Origin of the sequence: Paenibacillus aceti (genome assembly GCF_003614185.1) — a bacterium.
In the GTDB taxonomy this organism is placed as follows: Bacteria; Bacillota; Bacilli; order Paenibacillales; family Paenibacillaceae; genus Fontibacillus; species Fontibacillus aceti.
Window position 1 is genome coordinate 1,497,682 of sequence record NZ_KZ987724.1, and the last position, 25,769, is coordinate 1,523,450.

The 25,769-nt window shown below is 50.4% G+C and carries 19 protein-coding genes; 2 read left to right on the forward strand and 17 right to left on the reverse strand.

From position 1 onward, the window contains the following. Positions 1-120: 120 nt before the first annotated feature. The 9 genes from BFJ94_RS06595 to BFJ94_RS06635 all read right to left on the reverse strand — a co-directional run bounded on the left by BFJ94_RS06595 (position 121) and on the right by BFJ94_RS06635 (position 9,001). Positions 121-951: an imm11 family protein gene (locus tag BFJ94_RS06595; protein ID WP_120461945.1), complete on the reverse strand. Its 831-nt coding sequence runs from the start codon at positions 949-951 to the stop codon at positions 121-123. A 456-nt stretch (positions 952-1,407) separates the two neighbouring features. Continuing rightward, a complete protein-coding gene (locus BFJ94_RS06600; protein ID WP_120461946.1) occupies positions 1,408-2,583 on the reverse strand; it encodes a DUF4272 domain-containing protein in 1,176 nt (391 codons plus the stop codon). A gap of 35 nt (positions 2,584-2,618) precedes the next feature. Next, positions 2,619-3,455, reverse strand: coding sequence for a TIGR02452 family protein (locus tag BFJ94_RS06605; RefSeq protein ID WP_120461947.1), 837 nt, complete (start codon positions 3,453-3,455; stop codon positions 2,619-2,621). A 6-nt stretch (positions 3,456-3,461) separates the two neighbouring features. Then, a complete protein-coding gene (gene ybiA, locus BFJ94_RS06610; protein ID WP_120461948.1) occupies positions 3,462-4,019 on the reverse strand; it encodes a riboflavin biosynthesis intermediates N-glycosidase in 558 nt (185 codons plus the stop codon). Beyond that, complete coding sequence (locus tag BFJ94_RS06615) at positions 4,016-4,909, reverse strand: NUDIX hydrolase (protein ID WP_120461949.1); 894 nt, start codon at positions 4,907-4,909, stop codon at positions 4,016-4,018. Before BFJ94_RS06615 ends, ybiA begins: the two co-directional genes overlap by 4 nt. A 535-nt stretch (positions 4,910-5,444) precedes the next feature. Beyond that, complete coding sequence (locus BFJ94_RS06620; RefSeq protein WP_120461950.1) at positions 5,445-5,939, reverse strand: DedA family protein; 495 nt, start codon at positions 5,937-5,939, stop codon at positions 5,445-5,447. A gap of 10 nt (positions 5,940-5,949) precedes the next feature. Then, positions 5,950-6,471: a CDP-diacylglycerol--serine O-phosphatidyltransferase gene (gene pssA, locus BFJ94_RS06625; RefSeq protein WP_120461951.1), complete on the reverse strand. Its 522-nt coding sequence runs from the start codon at positions 6,469-6,471 to the stop codon at positions 5,950-5,952. A 14-nt stretch (positions 6,472-6,485) separates the two neighbouring features. After that, a complete protein-coding gene (locus BFJ94_RS06630; protein ID WP_120461952.1) occupies positions 6,486-7,172 on the reverse strand; it encodes a response regulator transcription factor in 687 nt (228 codons plus the stop codon). A 68-nt stretch (positions 7,173-7,240) separates the two neighbouring features. Next, a complete protein-coding gene (locus BFJ94_RS06635; protein ID WP_120461953.1) occupies positions 7,241-9,001 on the reverse strand; it encodes a sensor histidine kinase in 1,761 nt (586 codons plus the stop codon). A gap of 261 nt (positions 9,002-9,262) precedes the next feature. On the opposite strand from BFJ94_RS06635, the gene BFJ94_RS06640 reads away from it, so the two are divergent. Beyond that, positions 9,263-10,897, forward strand: a complete 1,635-nt coding sequence (locus BFJ94_RS06640; RefSeq protein ID WP_120461954.1) for an extracellular solute-binding protein — start codon at positions 9,263-9,265, stop codon at positions 10,895-10,897. A gap of 88 nt (positions 10,898-10,985) precedes the next feature. Here the strand turns inward: BFJ94_RS06640 and BFJ94_RS06645 are convergent, their stop codons facing one another. From BFJ94_RS06645 to BFJ94_RS06680, 8 genes are all read right to left on the reverse strand, one after another. Further along, entirely contained in the window at positions 10,986-11,954 is a 969-nt protein-coding gene (locus BFJ94_RS06645; RefSeq protein ID WP_120461955.1) for a carbohydrate ABC transporter permease, read from the reverse strand. A 20-nt stretch (positions 11,955-11,974) separates the two neighbouring features. Continuing rightward, entirely contained in the window at positions 11,975-12,925 is a 951-nt protein-coding gene (locus tag BFJ94_RS06650; protein WP_308424712.1) for a carbohydrate ABC transporter permease, read from the reverse strand. Beyond that, positions 12,922-15,537 (reverse strand): DUF5696 domain-containing protein, encoded by a 2,616-nt coding sequence (locus tag BFJ94_RS06655; RefSeq protein WP_120461956.1) that lies wholly within the window; start codon positions 15,535-15,537, stop codon positions 12,922-12,924. Before BFJ94_RS06655 ends, BFJ94_RS06650 begins: the two co-directional genes overlap by 4 nt. A 12-nt stretch (positions 15,538-15,549) precedes the next feature. After that, positions 15,550-17,658, reverse strand: a complete 2,109-nt coding sequence (locus BFJ94_RS06660) for a YIP1 family protein (protein WP_229717220.1) — start codon at positions 17,656-17,658, stop codon at positions 15,550-15,552. A 20-nt stretch (positions 17,659-17,678) separates the two neighbouring features. Next, on the reverse strand, positions 17,679-18,572 hold the full coding sequence (locus BFJ94_RS06665) for a carbohydrate ABC transporter permease (RefSeq protein WP_120461958.1): 894 nt from the start codon (positions 18,570-18,572) through the stop codon (positions 17,679-17,681). 3 nt (positions 18,573-18,575) lie between these two features. After that, a complete protein-coding gene (locus BFJ94_RS06670; RefSeq protein ID WP_120461959.1) occupies positions 18,576-19,550 on the reverse strand; it encodes a carbohydrate ABC transporter permease in 975 nt (324 codons plus the stop codon). Positions 19,551-19,782: 232 nt separating this feature from the next. After that, positions 19,783-22,746: an extracellular solute-binding protein gene (locus BFJ94_RS06675; protein ID WP_229717221.1), complete on the reverse strand. Its 2,964-nt coding sequence runs from the start codon at positions 22,744-22,746 to the stop codon at positions 19,783-19,785. An 87-nt stretch (positions 22,747-22,833) separates the two neighbouring features. Continuing rightward, entirely contained in the window at positions 22,834-24,153 is a 1,320-nt protein-coding gene (locus BFJ94_RS06680) for an ABC transporter substrate-binding protein (protein WP_162944209.1), read from the reverse strand. Positions 24,154-24,437: 284 nt separating this feature from the next. On the opposite strand from BFJ94_RS06680, the gene BFJ94_RS06685 reads away from it, so the two are divergent. Then, complete coding sequence (locus BFJ94_RS06685) at positions 24,438-25,631, forward strand: transposase (RefSeq protein WP_016311143.1); 1,194 nt, start codon at positions 24,438-24,440, stop codon at positions 25,629-25,631. The last annotated feature ends 138 nt before the right edge of the window (positions 25,632-25,769 follow it).

Consider the following 25,769-nt stretch of genomic DNA (forward strand, 5'->3'; position numbering starts at 1 on the left):
AAGTCCTGGCTCGTTCCGTCGGTTCTCCTTGCGGGGGCTAGAGAAGGTTCACACTGAGTTTGGGAATCGTGGCTTTGACCCACAAAAAAGTTGGACAGGCCCTTGTTACTTATGTTCTACTTATTTCATTGGCAAGGAATTCACTACATGCCATTTCAGATCAAGCAGAATGGGCGGATAATAGATGGGTTGAATCCAATTGCAACTCCCGTCTGCCTGTAAGTTCCCAAGTCTTACTGTACTGTCAGGAGCTTGCTGAAGTCGCCATGGACCACTGGCTAAACTCTCCCCAGCCTCCATTCTTTTTATAGCCTCATCAAAGGGAAATTCCTCACCCTTATTATGCTCAACAGCCGCTAGTGCCTCCTGATACTGTCGCTCCAAATCCGCCTCAGCATCACTGTTCGCTTCAGAGTCCCACAACAACTCAAAAGTAAATCCCTTTAGCCCATTGGCCTCAACTGCATCTTTAAAGGTATCCGTCACAAAAATACGAAGACTCTTATACTCTGGAATTTTAAAGATTGCATGCTCTTGGATAACATCCAACTTAAATACAAATCGATGAACTTGATCTATAAGGTGCGGGCGCCCTTTAACATATTCAATAACTGAGTTCTCATAGTCCAATGCATCGATAATTCTAGTGACATTGACAGCATAGTAAGCCTTTGAAGGATGCTGCAATGGTAGTAACTCTGCATTTGAGTTCAGATAAGGTTCGAGTAGTCGTACGGCTTTCTCACTAAATATTGGAATATTACTACCAATCCCTGTGCAGTCACAACGCTTCCGAGAACGATAGGTTTCAAACGGCACCACTCCCCATTTCTCACCGATTACAGTTCCATTGAAATAAGGATCAAAATATTGATCAAATACCTCAAGCGGATCAGGAAAAGTAAAAGAATCATACTTATCAGATTCATAGCCCCATTTCCAGACTTTCATCGTTTACCTCCAGTTTTTTATTTGATTTTTCCAAGTGCGATTTTCCCAGTAAATTTTTCCTAGGGGTATATTTTGTATTATTGTATCATTCTATGGAAGTATAGAGGTAATTCTTGGAAAGTACGAGAGTTGTAGTTGCAAATAGTACACTTATTATTCCGAATTCTTAGAATTACTTCTTCATAAATGCATTTTGTACACTTAAAATTATTAATTTTAAACTAATCTCGAAAAATCATAGTTTTAACTGTACTTTTTGCAATTAAAGGTCACGATAGAAGCAATTTGTGATCTTTTACTTGTATATTATGCAATTAAAAGAGAACCCCATAATATTCCAAGAAACGCTCAGATAAAAGTAGATGTAGATCATTTCTGGCAGTCAAAAATAGAATCTCGTAACTTTATGTATACGTAAAAAAACGCCCATAAAAGGGCGGAAATGAGAAGTTGCTACTATGTATCCATCGATATATCATCCCAGGCTTCGTCGAAGCGGCCGATCATCCAGAACAAGCCTCGGCGTCTCTCCATCACGATGCTCTCGTTCATGCCAGCCGGTGCTTCCTGATCATGAATCCGACTGTTTACGCAGGCCCAGTGCAGCCGATAGATTCGATCGGCCTCGTCCAGAATTTCCTCATGGCTGCGCAGCGAGGTCTTGCGATAGAATTCAGCGAAGGAATCACATTCCGAGACAGCCCAAATCGCATAATCACAGTCACACACTTGATCGGGAAAATCAAGCTTCTCCACCAGACCGAGTGCCCAGATCAATGCCCAATAGGCTTCGTATTGCCAGGTTATATTAATGGCCGCCTGACTCGTCGGACTCTCATCCTCCAGAAGCTCTCGTTCATTGTCGGTCAACTCGTCCTCCACGCCGAATTTTCGCAGCAGCTCGATGATGAAATCCCTGGATTCCCCGAGATCGGCTCCTTGGGCTACATCGCAAGCGTACTGGATCACGATCAATAGCGCGGCCGCCCTCCTCGCGATATCCTCCTGCGACTTCCAGTTACAGGCTTCTTCAGGCGGAAGCTCAGGCATCGATTCCAGACAAGGTATGCCGAGCTCCCGGATATAGGCGATAGACGCTTGCTTTCTCCGTCCGCCCTCCTCTGTCGTGACTTGAGGCCCCATGACTTTATTCGTGCAGGCATGCACTTTGAAATCAGCCGGTCCAGAAGCACCATCTGGATGCACAATAATCCGGCCGTCACTATCCAGCAGTGTCCCATCCTGTATAAATCCGATGCCCCCGATAGCCGCCATCAGCTCCAGACAGGACTGGAATTGTCCTTCATTCAGATCCTTCTCAGCCTCAATAGCCAGCAGCGTATTAAAGACAGAGATTTGCATAAGCACTCGTCCCTGCAGATCCTCATCCGCAAAAGGAATCCGACTATAAAACCCCATCATTCCAGGTATATTCGTCTCAAAATAATCAGGAGCCGTATCTTCGGTCAAGGTACGGATCGTTAGTTTCTGCTTTTTGAACATCGAATTCGTCTGTAAAAAGTAATCATTGCCTCGCTTCTCCACTTTATAGGTTCTGGCGAACACATCCGATATTTTATCCTCAAGATCATCGATGTCGTTCCTGGAAACAAATATGCTGAAATATTGCAAGCTCCATCCCTCCATGACTGTATAACCGCTTAACGCTAGCCTACTTGATTTCCAAAACGGCTGTCAAATGCACGAATACATTTTCGATCTTTCGAACTATCGAGAACAGCGTATACAATCCGCTCGAAGAATCTTCCATAGCCCTCCTTCACCAACAGCTCTTCCCACCAGGCGGCGATCTTCACCGGATCATTGCGGAATACACCGCAGCCATAAGCCCCAAGCACGAGATTTCGGTCACCCCGATCCGCAAAAATAGCCAGAGCCAGACGCATACGTTCCAGCATGATTTCTAGCGCCAGCTGTGGATCTTCCCCCTTCAACAGTACCTGACCATAATTGACCGCGGGCAGCGTCAGTACGGAAGCAGTCACAGGCCGTTCCAACAGTTCGAAGCGCTCATCACGAAAAAATACCACATCTGGCGAATAGATCGCATGGTTTGTGTACATCATCGATTTGCAGGCGCGATTCGCCTGATAATAGCCTTCATTGCGCAGCTGAGTACCGTAGAGACCGCTTGAAGCCGCCAGGCTCTCCTCCTGCGCCATCGCTCCATTCAGGAAGCCGCCGCCTGGATTTTTGGCACTGGCGAAGTTGAGCACACCGACCTGCCGAGTCCCGGCCTGTGCGAAATCAAGAATCGCCTTGACCGTCGCTTCATTGGCGACCGTCTGTTCCGCCACGGCTCCAGTCGGGGGCGGCGTACAGCCGCTGACTAATTCAGCTCCCTGCTGCGGTGTAATAAGCACACTATTTTCCTCCGAATATCGCTGCTCCGCCGCAAAATCAACCCGCCGTCCGTTTATTTCATAGTATCCTTGCTGCATATAACGCAGCGTATCTTGGGCGATTGTTTTTCGATTTGTCATGATCCTTTACTCTCCTTCTTGTATTAGTAGCTGATCCCGAACCTCAGTCAATGCAAAACCCAACAAGTTGCGTCCCCGCCATTTCAGCGGATTCTCCGCCTCTGGCCCGGACTTCATCCCAATGCCCCAGATGCGGTCATACGGACTGGCCTCTACAATGATCCGGTTTCTCGTCGCTCGCAGGAAATCCCATAGCTGCGGATTCTGCGAGAACTTGGCATGGTTACCCCTTCTCACGATTTCATAGCCGTTTTTTTCCCATACGTCATTGTCGAAGTTCTTCACAGCGCGGCCATAGGCCTTCATCGCTTTCGGATGCTTCGCCTCCATGATCACTGCCTCCATCTCTTCATCGCCGAACAGTCTCGCCTTCTCCGCCATCATATACTGCTCCATACACGAATAACGCACACCGTCTACGATGAAGTCACTCTTCCACCACTGGCTGAAGCAGCTCTGATTGACACCTCCACCTGCAGGCGGCGTATGCCCCCAAAAGAATACATATTTGAATTTCTGTCCCGCATTATGAGCCTTGCGCAGCTCCTCTATGTTATAAATCATATAATCCTCCCCCTATTCCTCCGGTACAATCGTGATGGACGATGCCCAGCGTTCTCTGTATAATGATCTGTCTCCTCGACAAGATGAGCTACCTTCCTCCGGAATGCCGCCTTCAGCAACTCCCGATCCATGATGACCTCATATACCTGCTGTAGCTCGGTCAAGGTGAACAACTTCGGCATCAAATGCAGTGCAATATCCGTATACTCAACCTTGCCTCGCAGACGCTCGATCGCACAGGCGATAATCTTTGCATGGTCAAAGGCGAGGCCGTCATTTGACACAACCATATACTCTGTGGCATCGACCGTATCTGTGGATGTGATCTTTCGTTCCACCACCGCCGTCAACACATCAGCTCCGTGAACCAGACTTAACTCATACTGCTTCGTCTTGATGTAGCCATCCTCCAGTAACTCTTTTGACTCACGCAGCAATCGGTATGAGATCTGGAACCAGGCAGCGTTATCCGCATCGTCCCCGGCCTCTACCCTTACCTGGCCACTATCGATCAGTGCCATATAAGAGCAGCTCATTACCCAGGTCCGCGGATCGCGACCCGGATCGCTGAATGTGTACAATTGCTCTAGATAGACATTGTCTACACCCGTCTCCTCCCGCAGCTCCCGCTGTGCTGCCTGCTCCGTCGTCTCCGTAGGCCGTACAAATCCGCCCGGCAAGGCCCAGCTTCCCAAATAAGGATGTCCGCCGCGCTGAATGAGCAGGATGCGCAGCTGCTTCTCCGGCAGCTTCCGGTAATTGTCCTCCTCTGTATCTGTCACCGTGAAAATCACCATATCCGTGGCCACCGACGGCCGCTCATAATCCCCCGCATCATATTGCTCCAGGAACTCACGCTCCGTCAGCCCGTTGCGATCCCGCAATTCCATCTACCCTCACCTAACTTTACGAATCTATTAGTAACTTTATGTTATTATCAAGTCGATACTAACAATATATGTGATCGTTCCTCCGTTGTCAAGCACGAGCTACAGTAATATACAGCAAATAATGCGGATTACACCTCCACACCAGCCAGGTACCGACAACTCTGAATCGTAACGAAACTACGTATCGCTATCTGCAACAAAAAGAGTGATTTCAAGATCTAATGAAACTGGGTATCGCTATTGCGGCAAAAAAGGGCTAAACAGCGGGTTTCGGCTCAAATAACGATATGGTGTTTCGTTAGATTTGAACGGGGGCTGATTTTACTCAAATAACGATATGGAGTTTCGTTAGAGCTCCAGGAGACACACCTGTGCTTTCAACAACCTGCGATAATGAAGTTTCTTCAAATAAGCTGGATTCTGCAGAAATAGGCCAACCAGAAATCTCTGGCTGACCTAATAATACGAAGCCTGCATTAGCAAACTTTAGCGCGAACCCGCGAGCTGCGCAGCAGGCAACATACATCAACCTGCCTCACCCCTGCAACAACTGAGCCCCGATGAAATACCCCAGGGAGATGAACAATATGGTCCAGACCAGCGCGCCAGTACAGCAGAATAGCAGGTATCTCCTGAAGGAGAGGCAGGTGACACCAGACATATAGCCAGAGGCATGCCGGACTCCCGGAATGAAATAGGCGAACACGATCGTCCATGTGCCGTATTTATCGAACCATTTCTTCACCTTATCGTAGCGCTTCGGGGTTAGTCCCACCCATTTCCCATATTTCACAATAACGCTTGAGCCGACCTGTCTCCCGATCAGATAAGTGATGGCCATCCCGGCAACAGAGCCGATGAAACTGATAATTAATGCGATAAAATAATTCAATATACGCTCCGACGCCAAATAACCGACGAACACCATCAGCGTCTCATCCGGGATGGGAAGCCCTACTATACCTAGGGCGAGAAGCACGAATATTGCTCCATACCCATATTGCGAAATAAACAGAATTGCCTTGTCCATACTTCCTCCGTTATTTTCTGATTGCGATATTCTTCAATGAAGGGAACGGAATGCGGCTGACCATCAGGAAAGACAGCACCACAATCAATGCGATCACGACCGCTGGCTTAATGCTATTGGATAGTGACAGGAGCGCTAATATCGTCCCGGCACAAGTAATCGGCATGCCCGTAAATTGAGGACTCGACACCGAAATATTGAACCTCGCCAAGCGAGATGCGCCGCAAGCCAGGAATAAAATCGCCGTCACCGTACTTAACCAATGAAAATCTCCTATCCTATGTAATAGAATGAGAAATACCGGCGCAATACCAAAGGACACGATATCTGCCAATGAATCAAGCTGCTTGCCGAAATCACTAGTACAATTCATCAACCGAGCCAGCAATCCGTCAAACACATCGAAAAACGCCGCCAATACAATACATAAAAATGCGATTCTATATTGCTCATGAATGGTTAATATTAATGAAGTTACTCCCGCTGATAAATTGACAATCGTACATCCATTAGGAATGAATTTCCAATTCATAACCAATCTCCTCTCTACTCTGATAAATCCTCTTGAAATTTATATCCTACTCCGATTACTGTCCGGATATATTGCGAATCGTAGCCGAGCTTCGACCTTAGCTTTTTAATATGCGAATCTACCACTCGATTATCTCCCTCGAATTCGATCCCCCACACCTTGGCGATGATCACCTCACGGGTGACGACCATATTCTTATGATTAATAAGCAGCAGGAGCAGTTCGTACTCCTTCGGCGTTAGCTCAACCTCCACCTCATTGACCTCCAGCCGATGCGCCAGCGTATTAAGGACGGAGGAACCGAACTTAATTTGGTACCCGTCCGGTCGATAATTATCCGTAACACGCTTCATTAACGAATTGGCCTTGGCGACCAGCACCTTCGGACTGAATGGCTTCGTGATATAATCATCCGCCCCCAGCTCATAACCTAGCAGCTTATCTTGATCCGCCGACTTGGCTGTCAGCAGAATGATAGGAACCCCAGAGCGGAATCGCAGTTCCCTGCATACCTCGAACCCGTCCATCTGCGGCATCATGACATCGAGAATGACCAAATCGGGATACATCGTGTCGAACCAATCGAGCGCCTCCCGCCCATTATCCGCCTCACTAACCTCCCAGCCATCCTGGAGAAAATAATCCGAGATCACTTCACGAATTCTCGCTTCATCTTCTACAATTAGCACACGCTTTCCCACATGACTTCCTTCTTTCTACCTGTACGATCCTGGTCTGATCCTAGGCCTGAATCTAAATCAAATCTGAATCAGTTCCGGAGTTCAACAATAAATTGCACCCCATCCTTCAGATTTCTCACTGTATAATGACATCCATGTAAATCCATAATCTGTTGCGCTATAGAAAGGCCCAGCCCGGTACCGCCAGTTTGCCGACTGCGCGAAGCTTCCCCGCGATAGAATCTCTCCCAGATCTGCTCCAGCTGATCCTCGCGAAGCCTCTCGCCTTTATTCGCAATATATAGCGTAGTTCCGTGTACTTCGCTGCAGATCTCGATCAGAATGCTGCTACCCGCTTCCGCATGGCGAATGGCATTCGTAATCAGATTCAACACCACCTGCTCGAACCACATCGGATCCGCCATCACAGGCTGCTCATTCACCGGCACGACGACGATTTCCAACGCTTTATCCTGTAACTGATACATCAGCCTGCTCGCTACCTTCTCTACTAATTCACTCAGCATAAAAGAGGTCTTGCGGAGCTCAATCGTCCCCGAATCCAATCGCGCCAAATCGAGCATATCCTTAATCAACACTTCCATCTTATCCGCTTCTTCGAGAATCACAGACACATAATGATCCTGCTTATTCAGGTTTACCCCGTCCTTCAACCCTTCGGCGAAGCTCTTCACAATACTTAAGGGAGTCTTCAATTCATGCGATGCATTCGTAAAAAACTCCTTCTGCGTCTTCTCCATTCTCTCTTTCTGTTCCATATCTTTCTGCAGCCGCTCATTCGCTTCCTGAAGCTCACGCAGCGCCTTATCCAGCTTCTGCGACATCGTCAGCATACTCATCGACAGGCTGCCCAGCTCATCCTTCTGGCGAATCGGCTTGAGCGCCCCGAATTCAAAATTCAGCATTTTCTTGGCCATCTCATTTAAAGCGATTAACGGTTTGGCCACCATCTTCGAGAAGAACAACGCCAGAATCAGAATCAGGACAAAACCGCCGCATCCGACGTAAATAAACAACCAGCGCAGCGCCTCATTGGCATCGCTGATCTCCTGTAATGACGTAACTGAGAACAGCAATTCCTTCTTGCCATCCTCCTTCATAATCGGCTTGATAATGACGAAGTTGCTCGTGCCGCTCCAAGGCTCAACCCAATTGAATTCCTGTCTCTCCATCGCATTGAGCCGTTCCTTGACCTCAGGCGACAATGGGAAATATTCGAATAAAGCGACCATCAACAAGCCCTGGCGATGGTTCCAGTTCTTAATATTCGGAAGCACAAGATCAACGACAGTTCCCGAAATCTCCGTCGGATTATCTTCCACATCCTGACCGATTAGCGTGGAGTCAGGGTTATGTCTATAAATTTTGTCCGGATACAACACAATGGAAGATTCATTCTGACCGGTATCGGTTTGACCCGAAATCGTTAATCGATCGCCCAATTGAATCCCCGCTGTCTTGAACTCATCCGAATACATACTTAGAAATAATGATAGAGCGACCAGTACCTTCTGATTATTCGGAAGCTTCAGCACCAAGCGATAGGGATCATCCATCACCATATTGCCGTCCATATTAACGACAGCCAGCTGGCTGCGGCTATGACCCATGAACTTGGCTGCCTCGAAGAGAATCTCCCGGGTCTCTGTCTCCTGCTGCGAATACTTCAAGGCGAACTTATCCAATTCACGTTCCACCTTCTCTATCCGATAATCCTGATAGAATCTCTCAAAGAAGAAGAACTGAGACAGAATAATCATAAGATAAAAGCAAGCAAAAAAAATGACAGACAAAAAAAACAATTTAAAAGTAATACTTCTGTTTTTCATATTTTCACCTATGGATTTTATAAATCACGTACTCCTGCACTTCTGAATAATTTCTTAACTTACATAAACTATAGCTTAATCATTTGTTCTTTATGTGTCCTTCACCTCTATAACGCCGCGCTAACCGAAAAATTTACATCCAGCCCCTCTTGAAGTTAACGAATCTGTGACATTCCTCCTAATGCCTTCTATAATAATATAATAGTAGGATACATATATTTTACAGCATCATTACATACGCTTGATCAGGAGGGCTTCCCTATGTCGTCATTCCGATCTGCCCGCACCATTCGCACTATCCTTTTTACACTGGCTACCTTATTATTCATCTCCGTCCTGCCTGCATCCGAGCAGAGCAAAGCGTCCCTGTCCCCAACGAAGCAGAAACTCACGGAAGAGACCTCGCCTTACCGTGAGCATCTTACCATTTCCATCGCCTTCTGGGATATCGGCACCGCCTTCGAGCGGAATGACCCCATCCTGCAGAAGCTGGAGCAGAAGTTCAATCTGACGATCCAACCGATCAACATCACCAGCTCGGATTATATCCAGAAGCTGCAAATGTGGGCCACGACGGACAAACTCCCGGATGTATTCGCGCATTCAATCGCCAGTGACTCACCGGGAATCTACAATGAATGGATCACTCACCAATTGATCAAGCCCTTGCCCGAGGACCTGTCCCCTTACCCCTACGTAGACCAGATCGCCCAGATCCCGGACATTCGTCTGCTCAAGCAAGACAACAAGCTGTACATGCTGCCCCGGATCGGCTATCCGACCAATCGGCTATGGATGCTGGAGAGAGTGTTGTTCGTGCGCAAGGACTGGATGGAGGAACGGAAATTCAAGGACATCGCAAGCTTCGAGCAATTCTCTAATCTGCTGACGATCTTTCACCGCAAAACAGGACCGGACGGAACGCGCCCCGTCGAAGGATTAACCGCCCCGGGAATGAATATGCTGACTTGGGCCCTGAGCTCCACCTTCCCGCAACTGGCAACCGAGCAATGGGTGTTCGAGGATTCACAGTGGATTCCTTATTATGCTTCTAGAAAAATGGATAATGTCGTTGTGCAGCTGCGACAACTGTACACCAGCGGGGTGCTAGACCAGGAGTTCTACTATATGAAGGAAGAGGACGCGATTCAGAAATTCGTTAGCGATGCGGCGGGAGCGCTTGTCTACAAGGCTACGCCGGATATGCTAAGCAAGCTGGAGGAGCGCTGGAACGAGCTCCACCCTTGGCAGAAATTTTATGATGCTGTGGACATCCTGCATCTGTGGCTGACAGAGGAGGGGCAGCGGTATTTCTACGCCGCTCAGACCTACTGGTCGGAGACTTACTTCAACGCGAAGCTTAGCGATGAGAAGATGGATCGTATCTTGCGTTTATACGATTACCTGCTCTCCCCAGAAGGGCAGATGCTCACCAGCTACGGGCTTGAGGGGCAGGATTATTATAGCGAGGATGGTCTGATCATCATCACCCGGCCCTATGACGAAGAGAAGCGGAAGTTGGTCGATCTCGAACGCTTCTACCCGTCCCTCTCCATCTTCAAGTCTTTGGCTTCCTGGGGGAAGGAACAGAATTTCCGCTTTGACCAGACGAACCGGATTAACTTCCGTGATCGCAACATCCAGAAGAGCCTGGACGAGATGGAATGGCAGCTGAATTATGCCACGGCCACACCGACCTATCACAAGATCAACTCCCTATCCACGCCGGCCAAGGATATGCTCGGAACGCTGATTAATCCGTTGGAGGATCTGATCAAGGTCACGATTAGCAGCGAGGACCCGGTTGTCATGTGGCATAACACTGTGAAGCACTACGAAGAGCTGGGCCTTAACGAGATGATTGAAGAAATAAACGCGGCGCTACAGCAGCGGTAAACAGCGATAAAAAGCCTCGTCCTGGCAACACGGTTACAATTTAACCGGTCGGGACGAGGCTTTTTGCAAATGAATAAGATTAACCACATTAACCAATCAATCCGCTCCGCTCCACACTTTCCACGAAATAACGCTGGGCGAAGATGTACAGAATGATGATAGGTGCCATAAACAACAGTTCGCCTGCGTTTTTCACCAGATATGCATATAACGGATCGTTCAGGGAGAACGAAGCCCACATAACCGGCAGCTTGGTGGATAGCACATCGGTCGAGGTGAGGAATAGCGACACATAGTAATTGTCATTCCATTGCCAGACGAAGGAGAACAGGATCACCGTCACCATCGCCGGAACAGCATTCGGTACCATAATCCGCGTGAAAGACTGCAGCACGGAGCAGCCATCTATATAGGAAGCTTCCTCTAGCTCGATCGGAATGCCACGGAAGAACTGACGGAAGATAAAGATGAACAGCCCGCTCTTAATCCCCATACCCGTGATCGATTGCAGGATGAATGGCCAGTAGCTGTCCAGCAGATTGATCCCCTTCTGCCCGGTGAATAGCTCGATCAAGCCAAAAATATCAAAATAGCGATAGTTCAAATACGTCGTGACCATCAAGGTTTGCACCGGTACGATGATCGTGAAGATGACCCCGCCGAATAACAGACCGCTGCCCTTGAAGCGAAGCCGCGCGAACGCAAAGGCGGCGAGCGAACAGGAGATGAGCTGCAGCAACGTGGACACGCTGGCGATCAGCAAAGAATTGAGCGCCGTCTTCGGATAATTAAGCGCATTAAAAGCAATGCGGATCGTATCTATCGTGAAATGCTTCGGTATCCATAGCACAGTTGAATCATACACATCCATACGATCCTTGAAGGAGACGGACAGCTTGAAGAACAGAGGATATAAGATGACGAAGCAGAAGCCCGTAATCAGGATCGCACGTACAATCACCCAGCTCCAATGCTTGGCGCGCTGCAGTGGGGATATTGTCTGCAAACTTTTTTTTATTTTCCAAGCGGCCGCCCTGACTTCAGTCTGTACCTTCATTCAGGTTCCCTCCTTGTTCGTTAATCATAGTAGAACACCTTGCGTGAGATCAGCCCCGTTGTAATTAGCAGAATGATAGAGACGATCAGGAAGTATACCCATGCCATAGCCGCACTAAGACTGAAATTCAAGGATTGGAACGCCGTGTCCTTAATCATGACGCTAAGCTCATTACGGTTGTAAGAGTCAATGACCGTGTACACCACATTGGTAAGCATAATCGGACTGATCATCGGTAAGGTGATCTTCCAGAAGGCTTCATATCCTGTCGTTCCTTCAATCCTAGCCGCTTCGTACAGCGATGGCGAGATCGACTGCAGGGCGGCGAGGAAGATTAGAATCTGTACGCCGGATGAACTGATCACCTCATAGATCCGGTCTACAGAGCCCGTAATATAAGTGACGATCCCACTGCCTACACCTGCTTCAAGCAGCATCCGCTTCAGCTCGAAGCTCGTAAATGCCAGACCGCCGCCCTCCGTCGCCCCTGTGAGGGAAGCCGCGATAGAGGTCATCTGCGAGCTATTCTCCAGAGAGAGAACCGGCGCAGCAAGCAGCACGGGCAGGAAGAAGATCGCCCTTGCGAACACCCTTCCCCTGAACTTCTGATTGATCAGTGTCGCCACGAATAAGCTGAAGATCGTAATTGATGGGACGCTGATCACAATGTCCATAATTGCTTCGACCAGCGTTCGATTGAAGGTAGGATGCTTCGTGAACAGCTCCCGATAGAAGCTGAACCCAGCGTAACTTGTATCGAAGCCACCCTTGCCCAGAGTGAGCGTATTAAGACTGTAGATAAAGGATTGATACAGCGGGATCAGGAACAAGAAAATGAAGCCAAGCAGCCATGGAGTGACGAATAGCACTCCTAATACTGCTTTTTTCTGATTCATGGTGAGCTTGGTGTGTTGCTTCGGTATTCTTCGCTTTTCCCCGGTTCGTGTCCGCCATTTCAGCAGCTTGCTCATGCTTCTCCACCTCCTGTCACGCGATACCCCAGCGCCTCAATCGTCATCCCGTCCACGGTAACAGCTACCCGGTTATAATTCACTAACACGCGAAGCCCTTGCCCATAGGTCGTCTCATATACCTGTTCCTGCAACCTGCGATGATTGGTGATCGGCTGATTACGGACCTCCCCGAGCACCTCATTCATCTCTTGGTACCCCTGGGCTGCTTCATCGATCCAGTTCATATAAGAAGCGGAATACAGCCCGTTCAGCTTCGTATCACGGATCATGGCAGGATCTGCATAGAACCATTGATAAGCAGGCACCGCGCCAGTCTCCAGTATGCGCAGCAGCGATACACGAGGGTCCTGATCCTGCTCCAGATTCAGCGGCCTGCCCGCATAATCCATATAGCCGTGGATCACGATCGAATAGAACGGCACTTCCTCCGTCTCGATATTGAAGCGACTGCTCCGTAGTGGAGCATTTACAATCGTGCTGGCATAAGGAAGGCTGTAGGCATTCCCGCCGCTGATCATCAGCCGCTCCATCTCGGTCTTCATCTTCTCCAGGCTGTCCGTTACCAGCGATTGCACCTCCTGCCTGGACGTCGTCTTCTCTGGCGCCACACTGCTGTTCAACTCCTCGCCCAGATCACGCAGAGACAGGGAGCGGATAGGATAAGGTGTAATATGATTCACAAATGCATCTGTGATGCTCTTGAGCTTATCCGGAGCGAGCAGATAATACAGTCTTTCCGCGAGATTCGTCGTCACCAGGTCAACAGCCTGCCTGGACGCGCCTTTACGGTTCAAGAATCTGGTGCTGTCCCGCTGTGCTTTGAATCCTTTGCCGTTCTTATATACTCGCTGGAAGGCGACATCGGGATACAGCTCAATCTGATGCTCCTTCGTGTACTCGATCAGCTTCTCAAGCCCCTTCGCTCCGCCGAGCACCCGCTCCGGCTTGACCCTAGAAGGCAGCGAATGGTAATAGCCGCCATTGAACCAGCCGGAATATTTAAGCTGGATACGGTGGATGCCCTGCTGTTGGAGCTGTTCGAGGATCTCTATCGCCTCGCTGTAGGTCGTAACCGCTTCTACAGTTTCGTAGGGAATACCGAGGAACGTCTTGCGCACCGGGATCGCCCCCACCAGCTCGACCACGAAAGGAAGCTCCCCGTTCTCCGGCAGCGGTGTCAGGCCATGCTGCTGAATCAAATATTGGCGATATCGTTCAGCCATGCCCACATAATTCGCTTTGGCTCCGCTCAAGAAGCTATACCGGATCGCGATCCCCTGGCTATACATCGCTGAGTATTTCGGAATCTGCCGGGTCACTGATCCGGCGCGGAATTGGACCGGCTCCATATCCTTCATGCGGAAGGAAGCATTCACGCGGTTGTAGCTGTTCAAGCGTCCACTCGGCTCAGCGTGAATAGACGCCTGCGCATCTCCCTCTTCAATAATCGCCAGCAGCGCCTCATCCCCGCGCTTCAGCCCGAATACGGGCAGGCGCGATATTTCCTTGTACTGCGCTTGTATCAGCTCATTGCCCTTCGGGGTAGCGTCCTCCCCGTACAGCGGTAATTCATAGGCTCTGGCCCCGGCATGATTCTGATTCAACTCGAACAATGCTCCCGAACCATCCGGTACGAGCATGTAGCCTTCTTCTTCCAGCCCGGCAGCACCGAAGAAGGGCAGAAGCTGAATCGTATGCAGCGGAAAGGCCTCTGTATCCTGGACATCCTCAGTATCGATTCGGGCCAGTAGCTGCGGCCCGTCAAGCTCATATACTAGCGGCACGATGAAGCGAGGCGCTGCGCTCTCCTTAACCACGGTGTCCCCATCGGCTGCGGAGCTGTTCTGCTTCGCTTCCTCTGCCGTATAGCCGATCGATTCGAGGATTTCCACCACATCCTTCACGATGTAATCCTGCATCTCCTTGCGCTCATACTGCTGCTTCTCCTCATTGTAGAAGAAGCGGTTGCGCAGCCGGCTACGCATCGATTCATCGCTAATCTGCTCCAGAATTCGCTGCTCGAATCGTTCCTTGCTGATCACCTTCGGAATCGCCCCTAGCCCCTGCTCAGAGCTCCCGATCTCATAGGTGATCTTCACACCCTGCGGCAGCTGCTCGATCTCGAACTGTCCCTTCGTGATGCTCTCCGCCGCATTATTGATCAGCGATTCATGCCCTTTATCATTGAAATAGGACAGGATCAGCTGGGAATCGAGATCACTGCGGTTGGCCGCCTTCGCGATCTTATCCTGATCGCGGTCGGCAGGATTACTGCTCCAGAGTTGACCAGTGCGCTTATCCCGCACTGACAGGACTGTCGTCTTGCTGTTTAAATACAACTGCAAATTCTCATTCTCCGCCACCAGATCAGCACCCTGCGGCAGCTCAGGCAACTCCGTTGGCTTCGCCACTGCCGAGCTTTGCTTCGCGCCCACATCACTTTCCTTGACGCTGAAATCCGCCGCTTTCACCCCGTCCTGCGTCTGGATCTCAGCAGCCGCGCTTACTTCCTCGGCCCTGATCGTATTACCCGCTCCTCCGCTGCCAATCCCTGCTGCAAGGAGCAGGCTGCAGCAGAGCAGAATGACCCATTTTCTCCGTATGCCCATGTCCGGCCCTCCTTACAACCTTGCCCGAATTTCGATGAAGATCGATTGGGCGAATGCGATCATTTGCTGCAGCAAGCTGAAGCACAGAATACCGAGGAAGACGATGAACAGCATGACGATCACCGTCAGGAATAATGTTAAGATCGTCTTATAAATGCTGTACTGATGCACCGTCATCATGCCGACGAAGAGCAGCCATAGGAACCAGATCACTGCGATCGTCTCCATCAGATAGTAGAAGGTCGCTTCCTCGCGCGTCATTATATTGCTGAACAAGATCTGCGGGATATAGACGATGACGAGTGGAAGCAATGAATATCCGGTCGCCATCACGATATCGCGGAATTTCCCTTCGCCGTCCATCAGCGTCGTTAATGACCAGTTCGCGATACAGAACAGCAGGAACGGCAGAGCAACATAGCTCAGCTCGCTAAGACTGTTCAGCTCGGACGGCTTGTTGAAGTTCACGATGAATCCGGTATACTGCTGCTTCAGGATCATCACCAGCATCAGCAGCATCAGGATCATGACCGCGATCTTGATGCGTCCCTTCTGCTCATACTTCATTTCCCAGAACCCATTAAAGGGACGAAATATCGTGTGAAAAGGTGTCGAGATCACGCCCCGATCCACATAGAAAGCCTTGGCTCTGCGCCTTACCCACAGCACCCGCGCTGCGATTGCTAGAGCGGCGGCAGTGAGCAATCCGGTCATCATCGTCCCGAAATGATCCCAGAGGAACTCCTTGCGATAGCGCTTGAACGCCTCGGAGTAATACTTGCGGTTGTTGCCATGCTTGAAATACTCCATCGCCAGATGATTCTGATCCTTCTTCATCAGCGCCTTGCCGATGCCGATATAGGCAATATCGAAATTAGCGTTCAGCTGGAGCACTTCCTCCCAGGCTGTGGCGGCTTCATCCGCTCTTCCGTCATAATGCGCCTTCACCGCACTGCGGATCAGCTCGCCATAGCGAGTCGGGGCAAAGATCGTCAGGCGGTTCATCTCCTGATCGAGCACGACCATCCGCTCCCCTTGCATCGCCATGGCGACCGGCTTCTGAAAGTTGTCCGAGCGCGTCCCCACCCCGCCGAATTGATAGAGCAGATTGCCATCCCGATCATAAGTAAAGATACGATTGCGCGCTGAATCCAGGCCACTGTACATCCCGCTCACATCGGAGACCACGTCGATGAATCTGGAGCTGCCGGCATTCTGTAAATCAGCTGCTTCTCCCTCTGAAGCCTCGACATGAATGACCGATACATCCCCCATCGGGCTGAAATATCCTTCCCTTCTCAGAATATCCTCCCCACTCGGGTTGAAGCGCTTGATCGGCGCCTTCGAGTTAATCTCTGCGGAGACCGCATAGATGAAGCCGCGTTCATCCACATCGAGATTGCTGAATTCGACGGGCAGGAACAGCTCCATCTGTTCTGATTGCTCCTTCGTTGATAATCTTTTCCATAGTAGGTCTGCCGGGCTAAATCTGACCTTGTTCGTACCGACATATCCCTTGAAGCTGCCGCTGGTATCGAACTCCATAATTCCTTCATAGGCCCCTTGCGCGACTACATAAATCCGATTGGCTAGATCCACATAGATCTTGTTCGGAAAAAACTGAAATCCCTCCGGCAAAACGCTGGATTCCGGCGCTTCGATGATCTGTAGCAGCTGACCCTGCTCATCTAGCTTCACAATCCGCTGATTCTGCGTATCGGCGACATACAGATTGCGGTTTGGATCTACATAGAGGCCATAGGGCTTATTGAAATGATCCGGCATGGGCGCTTCGACTCCATCCCCCGGCGGAAAATCCTTAATAATCCGTATCAGCTTGCCCTGCTCATCCAACACCACGATCCGGTTATTCCCGGTATCTGCGATATAAATGTGATGATCATCCGCAACGAATACATCCTGCGGCGTGTTCAATTCGCCGATCCCCAGATCAGTCCCATAGATATGTCTCTCGGCCAGATAAGGATATGGCGCAGGCTCTGCGTCGCCCCAATAGGAATAGTTATAGCCGTAATCCGGCAGCGCATCGGCTTCGGGAGCAAGGCCGAGGAACAGGCTGATCAGCACTAGAACGGAGGTCATCCTTCGTATCCAAGTCAATTGTGAGCCCTCCTTCTCTCTTATTCTTTGAGCCCTGAGGTAGACATCGTCTGTATGACACTGCTCTGTGTCAGAACGAAGATCAATACTGGCACGATCATCATAATCAGCGCAGCCGCAGCCATCGGACCCGAGCGGTAGAAGCCGCCGGACAGAATCTGGCTGAACACATAATCCATCGTCTTGAGCTGTTCGCTGTAGACGAATGATGCCCCCTGCCCCCCGCTCCCGGTGCCCCATAAGCCCTTGAAGGAGAATATAATCAAGGTCAGCCAGGCCGGCTTCACCATCGGCATGACGATGCTGCGAAAGATGCGGAATTCGCTGGCTCCGTCTATCTTGGCCGCTTCGATCAAGGCATCGGGAATTTGCTCCATGAACTGCTTCATCAGGAACAGCCCGAGCGAAGTTGCAAATGCCGGGAAGATAAGCGCCCAATAGGAATCGAGCAGACCGAGCCAGGTGATCGTCAGATAGTTCGGGATCGCCGTCACCTGCGAAGCAAACATCAACGAGAGGACGACGATCGTGAACAGGATGTTCCCTCCCGGAAGCTTCAGCTTGGCGAGCGGGTAAGCCGCCATCGAGGCCAGAATCACGTGTCCGACGGTGCCCGTCAGAGCGACGAAGATCGTATTGAACATATATCGCGATAACGGTACCCAGGTATTGGAGAAGATCAAGATCAAATCATAGAAATTGTCCATCGTCGGAGAACGCACGAAGAAGGTCGGCGGAAATAAGAATAGCTCATCCAGCGGTTTCAGCGCCGTGCTGATCATGAACACAAACGGAACCGCCATGAAGACGCCCGCGCCCGCCAGGAAAAGGAACAGCACCATGTCCACCGGCAAGGAGCGGTTCAGCTTCTTCTGCCTGCGCCATCTCCATCTCCATCGAATCGTCCATTTCATCGGCTAGTCACCTACCTTCTTCAGAAGCTTCTGAACGATCAGGTTCGAGCCGAGCATGATCGCGAAGAGTACGGTAGCGATAGCGCTCGCATATCCCATCTCGAAGCGGATGCTGCCATAGTCGTTCAGATGAGTCACAATCGTGTGTCCGGCGTACTGCGGACTTGGAAAGCCAACCATATTCGTCGCCACATCAGCGACCGCAAACGAGGATGTTATCTGCATCACGGCGCCGAACATCAGCATCGGCCTCAGCGACGGCAGTGTAATGAACCACAGCTCCTGCCAGCGATTGCGAATCCCATCGATCGCCCCCGCTTCGATCAGCGACATATCCATCCCCTGCAGACCGGCGATGAAGGCCAGGAACGCCGTTCCCAAGCTAAGCCATAGCTGCACGATCATAATGATGAACAGCATGTATTTCGGGTCCTGAAGCCATTGAATCGGTTCCAGGATGAAGCCCCATTTCATCAGAAAAGCATTCACATATCCGAACGAATCGCCGGAGAACGCCACCTGCCAGATCAAATACACATTGCCTGATATGGATGGTGCATAGAACAACAGTGTGATCACTGAGCGAATCCGTGGAGGTAATTCGTTAATTAACCAAGCGAGAAAAAAACAGGCGATATAACTGAGTGGCCCCGTAACGACGGCGAACAGTAAGGTATTCTTCAAGGCGATCAGGAACACATCATCCTTGATGAACAGGTTCGCGTAATTCTCCCAGCCGATGAAGCTCGGCGGCTCCAGAATATTGAAATTGGTGAAGCTGAGTCCCAGCGCCATGAGTACAGGGAAAGCGGTGAAGATGAAGAAGAGAATGAAATATGGGGCCAGCAGCATATACCCTTGCCGCTTCATCTTCATCTCACGGAATAGCTGTGCTGCCCGCCCCTTGTCAGGTCCTCCCAGACGATGCAATTCGGGATTCGTAGCGATCTCTTGAAGCCCTTGATTGGATAGTGACATGTAATGAGACGCCTCCCTTCTCTAACAGAAGTTGTTCAAGATCTCTAACGAAACACCAGAGCGCTATTTTCCCAAAAACGAGCGCGTTTTAAATCTAACGAAACACCATAACGTTATTGCTGAGAAATACAGACTTACGGTCATAATTCCGGCTCGATAGCGATACCAGGTTTCGTTACAATTTTTAAAGTCACCTTTGGGTGCAGATAGCGATACCCTGTTTCGTTAAAACTTAATTGGGCAATCCGAACTCCTTACGCTTCTTCGTAATCTCATCATTGATATATTGCGTGTAGGTGTCGATCGCTTCACGAGGGTCCTCGCTCGAGATCACGACACTGCGGAATGCATTGTCCAGATGACGACCGGTGAAGTAGCCGCCTGCCACTTCAGGAATGCCCCGCGCCCATTTCCACTGCTCCATCAGCGTCTTATAATGCTGCGATTGCCACGGAATACGTGCCATCGCTTCCAGGTTTGCGGTGGAACCGCGGCCTGAGGGACCGAATAGTCCTTCCAGCTCCAGGCTATACTTGGCCTGGGTCTCGGTGCTGGTCCACCATTTCAGGAAAGCCCAAGCCTCATCCTTATACTTGCTGGCTTCCAGCATCACCGCTGCTGAGCCTCTGGTCGGCACATCGCGGCGAACCGTTCCATCCGCCTGCTCCGTCCCCGGTACCACAGTAAAATCCCATAATCCTTTTAACTCAGGCGCTGTGACGCTGATGATATTGAACCGGGTGTAATCATCAATCGCGATCGGCATCTCGCCGCTGCGGAAGCGGTTGACAAAGTCGGTCGTAATCGGCAGCTTATACGTCGTATACAGATCGGTCCAATCCATGAAGGTCTTGATCGCCAGCTCGGTATCAAGCGCGCTCGCTTGGCCTTCCTCTCTATACAATTGTCCGCCGTTCTGATACAGCATCGTACCGAAGGCTGCGTTGACTGGCAGAGAAGATGCGTCTTGGACGTTGGCACCGAGACGAACCAGTACCTGAATGGGGAAGCCGAACAGCAGATTATGCTTCTGCAGCTCTGGAATCATCGTGAACACGTCTTCCCAAGTCTCCGGCACTTCCAGATTCATCTCCTCCAAAATGTCCTTGCGATAGAAGAGAACCGGAAAAGACTGATCGATCGGCAGACCATAGATCCCCCCGTTGAATTGGTAAGGAACCATCGCGCTCGGATGGAAGCGCCCCGCTACCTGCTCGTACCCGGGGTACTTGGACAGATCCTCCACCGCATTGCGCAGCGCATAGTTTACAGGCTTATCATTCGGCAGGGAGAACGCCACGTCAGGTCCACGTCCGGCCAGCATCGCCTGCAGCAGCACGCCTTCACTGACGACCTGAATATCGACAGCGACCCCCGTCTCATTCGTGAATGACTCATCGATCAGCCGCTTGGCGATCTTCGCCTGATCAATCCCCTGAGTCATCCAGAGCGTGATCTTCTTATCCGTGTCCTTCGCCGCCCCAAGCACGTTGAAATCGGTGAAGAATGACAGCATGAAGGTCCCCGTATTGTATTTGAGCTTGCTCCAAAAGCTGGCCTTGGCCGTAGGAAGCTTCATATCCGGGGAAGCAACGATCAGGTAATCGATCGACAGCGGCATATAATTGATCGAATAGATCCAGTCGCCAAGGGAGCTGGTGTTGGACTTGAAGGTCTCCAGCCGCCTGGCAATGGTCTCCGGGCTCTTGGCCATATCGCGCAATTGCACGATCAACCGCGTAAGCGATGCGGTGCGATCCCCGCTGCCGGCCAAGCGCTCGGCTTGTCTGGCGACAGCTTCAAGAATATCGGCCTGATCCTGCATCGTCCCTACGAGATCCGGCAGCTTCTTATCCAGCTGATAGTCGCGATATTCATCCGGAACCGTGCCGGTAATCATAATAATGTGACGATACATCCGGTTGAGCTCAAGCACGCTGGATTCCACGATGCGCAGCAGATCCGCCATCTCACCCAGAGTGACTTCCATTTTGAGCTCATGCGAGCCCTTAGTAAGGTAGAACAGATACGGCTCCGCCGGGGAAGAACCGCTCGGTTCCGTGCTCAGCTCCTTCATCTCCCAATCGGTTGAGAAGGGGAAGGCGATGTTCTCCATCTCGGCAAAAGGAAGCTTCCCATCGATGTACAATTTGCGATAGGAGGTCATTCCCCGCTGGAAGTTCTGCTTCGCCTTGATTCCTATATGATAGAGACCATCCTCTGGAACCTCGATATTCCAGGTCAACCATTGCCCGGCCTCCGACCAGTTATAACCACCGATCGTGTTCAAGCGGATTTGCGAAATATGGGTAGGCTCTGTGCCGGGATCGCTGCGATCCATCAACGGATATAGCACCTGGCTTGATTTCAGCACCGCTTCCTCGCCTTGGATTTTAAGCAGAACGTTAGAAGACGGAGTATGGCCTAGCTCTGCATAACCAGCGGATACCTGTGCATAGTCAGGAACTTCATCCGACTGCTTCAAGGTAATCCGGTCGATCAGCATCCTCTCCCTTGCCGATATGAGGGTCAGGGTATGCTCTCCCTGAGAGAAATAATAGGAATACGGCGCCGTATGTCGCCCATCCGGGCTCTGTACGTAGGTCTCCTGCCAGAGCGGCTTCTCGATCTGCTTCTGATACAGATCATTGCCGCGGTCATCCTGCTGCATCTCTCCCTCATTAGCCCAAATGCGCCGGAACATAACATTTTTGCTCTCATTAAAAGGAAGCTCTCCATCAATATGCAGCTCCCGGTCGATATCCGCGTTCTTGCCCTCCAACTGATAATAGCGAACCGCAATCTGGTACAGACCTGCCTGCGGGACTTGAAAGCTCCACGTCAAGCTGCCTTCCTCCCCCGTCTCTACCGCCTGTCCGCTTAAACCGGGAATCCCCTCTACGATCTGCGGGTTCATTTTATCCGTACTAGTGAAGCTCTCTCCTTCGATCACAATCGGAGTGTCAGGACGCGGGGCCGCTTGATGCTGGGCCAAATATTGATCATAGCTGCCTTCCTGATATTGCCTGGGTATGGCCTCCGTCTCGAAGGTCTGGACCGGCTCTGCGGCTTCTGCTTGCGTAGACCTCGTCAGATCGAATGTACCGGGCAGAATCCCCCCCGTCCCAAGCACGATGACGAGCATTAGCTTCAGCCAGCGACCCTTGACGGTTGAACTGCTATGAACTGAAGGCATTGCCATCCTCCTTCCATCCCTTCCATCTAAGAGGGACACCCCATTCGACATATCCGCCTTTGAGGTGTCCCGTCAGGGCTCTAATGATTATTTCTTCAAGGTCACATCGATGGCTGCCTGCGTCAATGGTTTGATTCGCGCCAGCTCACTGGCAGGTGTGCCTTTCCCATTCATAATGTTATCGATCGCTTCTTTGAAGTAATCCTCGAAGCCATCATAGGAATAGAACTGTAGCACGGTGCCGTTGCCTAGCATTTTCCGCAGGGTATTGAGCCCTTCCTGACTCCTGAAGTTCTCTTCCTCACCGCGGACGACCAGATCAAAGCCCTGCTCCTGGTTGCGCTCATACAGCTCCATCCATACGGCCATGACTTCCTTCGGATTCTCTACATCATTCATCAGATGCCACATATTCACCGTCGTCGGCACCACATATTTGTCCGCTTTCGGACCTTTCGGGAAGAAGACATAGCCCCAGTCATCAGCCATACCGCCGTTGAAGTCATAGGCGACCCAGCGATATCCCGGATAGAAGAGAGCTGTCCCTTCCGGGAAGGAACCGCCCACAACCTTATGCACGTTATACAGATCCGATACGAATTGGATCGCTTCCAGCGATTCCGGTGAATCATAGGCAATCTTGTCATCCTTCGTCACGAAGCCATTATTCGAATAGATGAACGGTAAGGTGAGGGTGATTGGCCCATCGTAAGGAGATACGCCGAACACTCCGTCCTTCGTCACCGCCTTAGCCAGCTCCAGGAACTTATCCCAGGTCCATTCCCCTTTTTCCTGCAGCTCATATGGATCTTCAAGTCCGTTCTTCTGAATCAAGGTCTTATTGTAGTAGAACCCATTGCCATTATTATCGTTATAAGTGAAGCTGTACTGCTTCCCGTTATATTTGCCATAGGTGAGCATAACATTGTTCCACTCTGGATCATTCAGATCCACGAGATCATCGATATTGCGGATATATCCCTCGCTGACCATCTTCGGAATCGACCACTCCAGAGGAATCATAATGATGTCGGCGAAGGGCTGTCCGGCCACAGAGGTCGTAATGATCCGCGACTGAATCTCATCGAACGGCACGGTTACATATTCAATTTTCACATTGAACTTCTCTTCGGCCTTGCGCTGCAGTTCCTTCTCCTCTTCGGACAAATAATTCTCCATCCCCCACCATTGACCGATGCGGATCGTCCTTCCCTTCAGATCAATCTTCTCGTCCGCCGGCGGTGCTGGATCCTTGCTATTCTCCGCTTCCTTTGCCGTATCACTGCTGTTGCTTGCAGCAGGCTGTGGATCTGTGTTAGCCCCATTGTTCGTCTTCCCTGATGAACAGGCCGCAAGTATGATAACCATGGTGATGATAAGCAGCTTCCCGAGCCACTTCAGCTTCATGTCAGTTCCCCCTATCATTGAATTGTAACCGCTTTCTTACTAGACATCTCTCATTGTAGAGGATGATATCTGGTGCACATATCGAGGTATCTTCGTTATTTCTCTCCATAAAAAAGCCCCGTTACCGGGGCGATCCACATTCTGATCTATAATATTGAGCGTTTTGCAGTAATCTGAGGCCTTGAGCCGTAAGGATTTTCGGACATAAAAAAGGGACTTCACCCCAACTTGGAGAAGTTTTCAAGTGACCAAACCCAAAAACCTCAAGGATGGAGGAAGTCACTTTGTATATTCTCCAAGAATGTCTGTTTTCCTTCGAAGAACTTTTAAAAATTCAACCCAAGGAGAGATTGCCGATCTTCTTCAGTTCTCTCGATCTGAGACCGTATGCCAAGGAACTGAGAAGCCGTTCACCCCGAGGCGCTGAGGGATACTGCAGACAAGGTATTCTACGAGCACTCTTGGCTGCGCCGCTTGAAGGAATAAGTACCTTTTCAGGGTTGCATAAGCGTTTGGATACGGATCTCCGGTTTCGTTATCAGTGTGGTCTTCCGCTGGATCGAGAAGCTCCTTCCATATCCACATTAAGCCGAGTTTTCTCAGAACTGACGAGAAAGGACTTGGCAAAACGGCTTTTTGAGGATTTGGTCACACGCTGTCAGCAGGAAGGTATCATAGAAGGCAGTAACGTCGCCATAGACAGCGCCGCTCTCCGCGCTTACGAGAAAAAGCAGCCCAAACGCAAAAGCGAGCAAACGGGTAATGCGAACTGGGGCGCAAAAATTGATTCCTTCGGCAATAAAATCACATGGTTTGGTTACAAAATTCATCTGGCGGTCGATACGAAAAGTGAATTGCCGATCGCCTTGGAAGTAACGCCGGCGCATGTCAATGATGGAGAAATGGCGCCGGGCCTGATCGAGAAAACAGCGTCCAGGACGAGCACACGATTTTTCATACTCGATGCGGGCTACGACCAAATGAAAGTTTATGAGGCCGCCCGCAACGTCAAGGCACAAGCCATCATTCCCCTTAATCTGCGGGGGGAGAAGGAACCGCCTGCTGGCATGACCTCGAACGGAACACCGTGCTGTTCCATGGGTTATGCGATGACATACTGGGGAGTTGACGGCGATATGCATAAATTTCGCTGCCCGCATGCCACGGGTAAAGTCGACTGTCCGCTTGGCATGGCTGCCTGCTCGTCTTCAAACTATGGAATGGTCGTCAAAGTAAATGCGAAGGATGATCTCCGGCGATACAGCATCCCTCATCGGGATACAAAGCGTTGGAAGGAACTTTACAATGAACGAACCAGCGTAGAACGCTGCAACTCCCGATTGAAAACCTATTTGACGGCAGACGCCGCACATGTCCGGGGCATTCAGAAAGTCACAACTCACCAGTATTTGAATGCCATTGTTCTGCTTGCATCTGCGCTCGCCGTTTCTCATCATTCAAAACGGGCTGCCGCTTAAAAAACGAGCTGTTCTAAAATTCTGCAAGTCTGCCCTTTTCTTCACCCATATAATACCATTTTCGAAAATTACCCCTTAACGACAGTGAATATGCTATCGCTTCTTCTCTGAAACGGAATTATGCAAAACACTCAATAT